The organism is Longimicrobium sp. (assembly GCF_036554565.1).
Classification (GTDB): Bacteria; Gemmatimonadota; Gemmatimonadetes; order Longimicrobiales; family Longimicrobiaceae; genus Longimicrobium.
Genome location: NZ_DATBNB010000236.1, coordinates 1 through 5415 on the forward strand (window position 1 = coordinate 1; position 5415 = coordinate 5415).

Genomic DNA, 5415 nt, shown 5'->3' on the forward strand with positions numbered 1-5415 from the left:
GTGGTCGGTGGCGAACCACGACAGCGCCAGGTTCCCCAGCACGCCGAAGGGCACCAGGAACATGGCCATCCGCAGCACCCGGTCCAGGTGCTTCGAGAGCTTGCCGGGTTCGTTTGCGGGCGCTGCCGTGGGCGTCATGGGCGACGGGGCGAACGGTGAGTGTCGATCACTCGGGCGTAGCTTTCCAGCAGGCGGCCGTTGATGGCGGCCCAGTCGCGCTCGGCGGCGGCGGCGCGGGCCTGTGCGCCCATCCGCGCGCGGCCTTCCGGGTCGCGCAGCAGCTTCTCTACCGCCATCGCCAGGTCTTCCGGGTCGTTGGGGCGGGCGATGAACCCCGTGCGGCCGGGCTGCACCAGGTCTGGCGGGCCGCCGCGGTTCACCACCACGGTGGGCAGCCCCGAGGCCTGCGCCTCCACCACCACGTTGCCGAACGTTTCGGTGGTGGATGGAAAGACGAACGCATCGCCCGAGGCGTACCACCGGGCCAGCCCCTCGCCCGACTGGTGCCCCGCGAAGAAGGCGTCGGGCAGGTCGCGCTCCAGCTCGCCGCGCATGGGCCCATCCCCTACGAGCACCAGCCGGTAGTTGTTTCCACGCTGCCGCAGGATGCGGTCCATCCGCACCAGGTCGGCCATGTCCTTTTCCTTCACCAGCCGGCTGACCATCAGCACGATGGGCATCTCGCCCTCCGCGCCCGCCTGCCGGCGCAGCTCCGGGTCGCGGTGGCCGGGGGAGAAACGGGCCAGGTCGATGCCGCGCGACCACAGCTCCGTGTTCCCGATCCCCTGTTCCGCCAGCTCGGCGATGATGCTGTGCGACGGTGCGTACACCTTTCGGTCGCGACCGTAGAAGCGCCGCAGCATCCGCCACCCGAACGGCTCCAGCGCGGGAACGCCGTAGTAGCGGAAGTACGAGACGAAGTGCGTGTGAAAGCTGCTGACCGTGGGCACGCCGTTCCTTTCGGCCCACGTCTGGGCCCGCCGCGCCATGGGCGTGGGGCTCACCAGGTGAACCAGGTCCGGGGCCCACGCCTTGAGCTCGCGCGCGATCCCCCGGCCCAGCGGCAGCGACACGCGGTAGTCGGGGTACAGGGGAAAGCGGACGAACTTCACCGGCCTCACCCGCCCGCTCCACGACACCTCGGGCCCGGGCACGAAGGGCGAGTAGACGCGGAACTCCACGCCCTGGCGCTCCAGGAACCCGAACAGCTGCGCCAGCGTCCGCGACACGCCGTCTACGTGGGGGAGCAGGCTTTCGGTGAAGTACACCACCCTCATCGGGCGGCGGCCCGGCACGCTGGATTCGGTCGGCTGCACGGCTGGCTGAACGGGTTGTGGCGGGTACGCCTCGCCAATGTAGGGCGCCGGCGCCGCCGCAGACAGGTTGACGGTGGACGCGGGGAAGGGCACACCCGGAATCCGCCGTCGCTTGACATCATCCCCGCGCGCCCTACATTCACCGGATCCCAACCCTGCCCGCCATTCCGCGCACCCGCCCCCGCTCTTGCGGCGGGGTGCACTTCCGGCGGGCGCAACCCCGGCCGCGTCCGCGCCGCCGGACGTTCCCGATTTGGCAGAGAGGATTCGATGTCCGACGAGCGCGAAGATACGACCATCTACACCGCCGTGATGAACCACGAGGAGCAGTACTCCATCTGGCCGGCGGACCGCGAGCTGCCGGCGGGATGGACCGCCGTGGGCACGCCGGGGCTCAAGCCCCAGGTGCTGGCCTGGATCGAAGAGGTGTGGACCGACATGCGCCCCAAGAGCCTCCGCGACAAGATGGCCGAAGCCGGCCTCGGCTGAGCCTTCACGGGACCCGAACGAGCGAGGCCCCTTCCCCCGGAACCACGGGGAAGGGGCCTCGCTCGTCGCGGCACAGGGCCCGGTCAGCCCTTGGCGCGCCCGCCGCTCTTTGCCGCCGTCTTCCGCGCGGAGCCGGACTTCGCTCCGCCGGACGCCGACTTGCTGGCCGACTTCGAGGCCGTCTTGCTGGCCGTCTTGCTGGCCGTCTTCGCTCCGCCGGAGGCCGACTTGGCCGCGCCGCCCTTGCCGGAGGCCGACTTCGCCCCGGTTTCGGCCGCCTTGCCGTTTCCCCTGGCGCTGCCCTTCGCCGCCGTCTTGCCGGCGGCCTTGGCCCCGGACGAACGGCCGCGCTTCGGCGCCTCTTCCTCTTCGCCTTCCTCGCCCTCTTCCATCGTGGCCGAGATCAGCTTCAACGACCGGACCGCGCTGCGCTCGATGAAGGAAGCCATGGCCTCTTCCTCGCGCAGGCTTTCCGTGAGCAGCGCCACGCACTCGTTCTCACCCAGGGCCTGGGCCAGGGCGATGGCCGAGCGATAGCCGGCGATCTCGTAGTGCTCCACGCGCAGGCCGTTGCCCAGGTCGAACGCTTCCAGCATGGGCGCGGACGGCTCTTCTTCGCGAACGAAGGAGTCGTGCTCCTCCTTGAGGCCGATGGCGGCGTGGCACTTTTCCGCTACGGCCTCTTCGCCGATCACCTCGAAGGCGCGCTTGAGCCGCTCGATCTGCTCGTACGTCTCCGTCAGGTGCTCGTCCAGCCGCTCCTTCATCTTGGGGTTGCTGCTTTCCCTGTTCATGGCGCCGAGCATCCGAAGGATCTTCTGCTCGGCGTAGAGCATGTCGCCCAGTTCGTGCTTCAGCAGCTCCTTCAATTCCGTCGCGGGCATGGCGTGCGCCTCCGGGGTGATTGGAAATCAGGTCAAACGTGACGGCGGCGGCCCACCACCAGCCGGTACAGGAACAGCAGGATCAGGGCACCCACTACGGACCCGATCAGGCCCACCTGGTTGTCACGCCCGCCGAACAGCATGCCGCCCACCAGCGAGCCGGCGATGCCCAGCAGGATGGTGACGATGATGCCGCCCGGGTCTTTCCCCGGCATGATGAGCTTGGCGATGGCGCCGGCGATCAGGCCGATCAGGATCATCCACAAGAATGACATGAGCCCCTCCCCCTCTGATTTCGTGTACCCCGGCGGCTCCCCCTGGACCCGCCGTCGGGCGCCGCTCAACGCAGACTCCGTGCCCAATCGGGCAGTCGCCGCCAAATTGTTCCCGGCCTTGTGCTTCCTTGGCCGTAATCCTATTCGTCGTGGCGGATGGAGCCGCGGTTGCGCTTGGTCTGGGAGCGCTGCTTCTTGTCCTGCAGCCGCGCCTCCCTGGCCGCGCGGGGAATGCGCGTCTTCCGGCGCGGCTTGGGGACCACCAGCGCCTGGCGGACGAGCTCCACGAACCGCCCGGTGACCAGCTCCTTGTTCTGGTGCTGGCTTCGCTCGTCGCTGGCGGCCAGCAGCAGCACGCCCTCCCCGCTGATGCGGTTCGCCAGCTTTTCGAGGATGCGCGCCCGCTGCTCCTCCGTCAGGCTGGGCGACGCGCCGACGTCCCAGGTAAGCTCCACGCGGCTTGACGAGGTGTTCACGTGCTGGCCGCCGGGCCCGCCCGACCGCGTGGCCTTGTAGCCCAGCTCCGCGCGCGGAATCCACAGCGAGTCGTTGATCTGCAGGACGGTTTCTTCGTTCATCCCCTGGTGCTTCCCGGATTTGGTTCTGGCGGCCGGCGGCGTTGCCGGGCGTGCGGCGCGGCCACAATCTACTCCGTTCGTGACGGCGGGCACGCCTCTGGCAAAGCCCCTGCCGCCCTGACCCGAACCCGAGAGGAGAACGCCGGAATGCCGCAGCCCACCGCGTCCCAGACGAGCGCCCGCACGCCGCGCCACTACCACCTGATCGGCATCGGCGGGACGGCCATGGCGTCGCTGGCCGGACTGCTGCGTTCCGCCGGGCACCGCGTGACCGGCTCCGACGAGAACGTGTACGAGCCCATGGCCACCCAGCTCCGCGGCCTGGGCATCGACTACGCCGAGGGATACTCGCCCGCCAACCTGGACGTGAACCCCGACATCGTGGTCGTGGGCAACGCCATCTCGCGCGGCAACCCCGAGCTGGAGGCGGTGCTGGAGCGGCGGCTTCACTACACGGCCGCGGCGGTGGTCATCAAGGACGAGTTCCTGCGCGGCAAGCACGTGCTGGCCGTGGCGGGAACGCACGGAAAGACCACGACCACGTCGCTGCTGGCGTGGATCCTGGAGTCGGCCGGCCTCAACCCGTCGTTCCTCATCGGCGGCATCGCCGAGAACTTCGGCACCTCGTTCCGGCTGACGGACTCCGAGTTCTTCGCCATCGAAAGCGACGAGTACGATACGGCGTACTTCGACAAGGGCCCCAAGATGTGGCACTACCTGCCCGTCACGGCCATCGTCAACAACATCGAGTTCGACCACGCCGACATCTACCGCGACGAAATCGCCTACAACTTCGCCTTTTCGCGGTTCATCAACCTGGTGCCCCGCAACGGCGCGCTGGTGGCGGGATGGGACTCGCCGCTGGTGCGCGAGCTGGCCCCGGCGTCGCACGCGCCCGTCGAGTCGTTCGGCTACGGCGACGACTCCGGCGGGGCGGACGGGCACCCGCGGTGGACGGCGCGCGACGTGTCGTTCGGCGAGGAGGGCACGCGCTTCACGGTGCTGCACGACGGGCGGGAGTGGGGGGAAGTCCGCACGCCGCTCACCGGCGCCTTTAACGTCCGCAACTGCCTGGCGGTGATCGCCGCGGCCGAGTCCGTCGGCGCGAATCGCGAGGGCGTGCTGGAGGGGCTGCGCACCTTCGCCAGCGTCAAGCGGCGCATGGAGGTGCGCGGCGAGGTGCGCGGGGTAACCGTGATCGACGATTTCGCGCACCACCCCACGGCCGTGCGAGAAACGATCGACGCGGTGCGGCAGCGCTACCCGGGTCGGCCGATCGTGGCCGTGTTCGAGCCGCGCAGCTACACGGCGCAGCGCCGCGAATTCCAGGAGGCGTACCGCCTGTCGTTCGCCGGGGCCGACCGGGTGGTGCTGGCGGGGCTCTTCCACCCCGAGCGCTACACGGCGGAAACGGCGATGAACCCGCACGAGCTGGTCGACGCCTGGCGCGCGGAGGGCAAGACGGCCGACTTCATCCCGGAGCCGGACGACATCGTGGCTCGCCTGGCGCCCGAGTTCAAGGGCGGGGAAGTGGTGCTGGTGATGTCGAACGGCGGCTTCGGCGGCATCCACGGCAAGCTGCTGGACGCGCTGGGCTCGTAGAGCGTCGCCTCGAGAAAGACGCACGGAGCCCGCCGCTGTCATCCCGACGGAGCGGCCAAGCCGAACCCGCGGCCGCCCCGCCGACAGCAGCGACCGAGGGATCCGCCACACACCGCGCGTGACGCCAGAGAGCCGCGGCTGCGCCGAAGCCAAGCCCTCGTCATCAGACGAGACAGGGCTCTGCGTTGGGCGGGCCCCGAGGATGATCCGGCGAGTGTGTGGCGGATCCCTCAGTCGCTGCGTACCTCGTTGTGCGGGCAGGTGAGGCGGG

Annotated in this window: 6 protein-coding genes; 2 read left to right on the forward strand and 4 right to left on the reverse strand. The window is 69.7% G+C overall.

The genetic code is table 11. The annotated features are described in order from the left end of the window. Positions 1 to 134: 134 nt before the first annotated feature. Positions 135 to 1409 carry a glycosyltransferase family 1 protein gene (locus VIB55_RS06425; RefSeq protein WP_331875842.1) on the reverse strand — a complete coding sequence of 425 codons (1275 nt, stop codon included), beginning with the start codon at positions 1407 to 1409 and terminating at the stop codon, positions 135 to 137. 177 nt (positions 1410 to 1586) lie between these two features. On the opposite strand from VIB55_RS06425, the gene VIB55_RS06430 reads away from it, so the two are divergent. Next, positions 1587 to 1805, forward strand: a complete 219-nt coding sequence (locus VIB55_RS06430) for an MbtH family protein (protein WP_331875843.1) — start codon at positions 1587 to 1589, stop codon at positions 1803 to 1805. An 83-nt stretch (positions 1806 to 1888) separates the two neighbouring features. Here VIB55_RS06430 and VIB55_RS06435 read toward each other — a convergent pair whose 3' ends face one another. The 3 genes from VIB55_RS06435 to arfB all read right to left on the reverse strand — a co-directional run bounded on the left by VIB55_RS06435 (position 1889) and on the right by arfB (position 3542). Beyond that, positions 1889 to 2689 carry a ferritin-like domain-containing protein gene (locus tag VIB55_RS06435; RefSeq protein ID WP_331875844.1) on the reverse strand — a complete coding sequence of 267 codons (801 nt, stop codon included), beginning with the start codon at positions 2687 to 2689 and terminating at the stop codon, positions 1889 to 1891. Between the two features lie 32 nt (positions 2690 to 2721). Then, complete coding sequence (locus tag VIB55_RS06440) at positions 2722 to 2964, reverse strand: GlsB/YeaQ/YmgE family stress response membrane protein (RefSeq protein ID WP_331875845.1); 243 nt, start codon at positions 2962 to 2964, stop codon at positions 2722 to 2724. Positions 2965 to 3104: 140 nt separating this feature from the next. Continuing rightward, complete coding sequence (gene arfB / locus VIB55_RS06445; protein WP_331875846.1) at positions 3105 to 3542, reverse strand: alternative ribosome rescue aminoacyl-tRNA hydrolase ArfB; 438 nt, start codon at positions 3540 to 3542, stop codon at positions 3105 to 3107. 147 nt (positions 3543 to 3689) lie between these two features. On the opposite strand from arfB, the gene mpl reads away from it, so the two are divergent. Further along, the gene (mpl, locus tag VIB55_RS06450; RefSeq protein WP_331875847.1) at positions 3690 to 5144 is read left to right on the forward strand and encodes a UDP-N-acetylmuramate:L-alanyl-gamma-D-glutamyl-meso-diaminopimelate ligase; all 1455 of its coding nucleotides are present in this window, start codon (positions 3690 to 3692) and stop codon (positions 5142 to 5144) included. The last annotated feature ends 271 nt before the right edge of the window (positions 5145 to 5415 follow it).

What these genes read in the sequence shown, in the direction of transcription:
- VIB55_RS06430 (WP_331875843.1), top strand. Translation starts at nt 1,587, where the DNA reads ATGTCCGACGAGCGCGAAGATACGACCATCTACACCGCCGTGATGAAC.
- VIB55_RS06435 (WP_331875844.1), bottom strand. Translation starts at nt 2,689, where the DNA reads ATGCCCGCGACGGAATTGAAGGAGCTGCTGAAGCACGAACTGGGCGAC.
- VIB55_RS06440 (WP_331875845.1), bottom strand. Translation starts at nt 2,964, where the DNA reads ATGTCATTCTTGTGGATGATCCTGATCGGCCTGATCGCCGGCGCCATC.
- arfB (WP_331875846.1), bottom strand. Translation starts at nt 3,542, where the DNA reads ATGAACGAAGAAACCGTCCTGCAGATCAACGACTCGCTGTGGATTCCG.
- mpl (WP_331875847.1), top strand. Translation starts at nt 3,690, where the DNA reads ATGCCGCAGCCCACCGCGTCCCAGACGAGCGCCCGCACGCCGCGCCAC.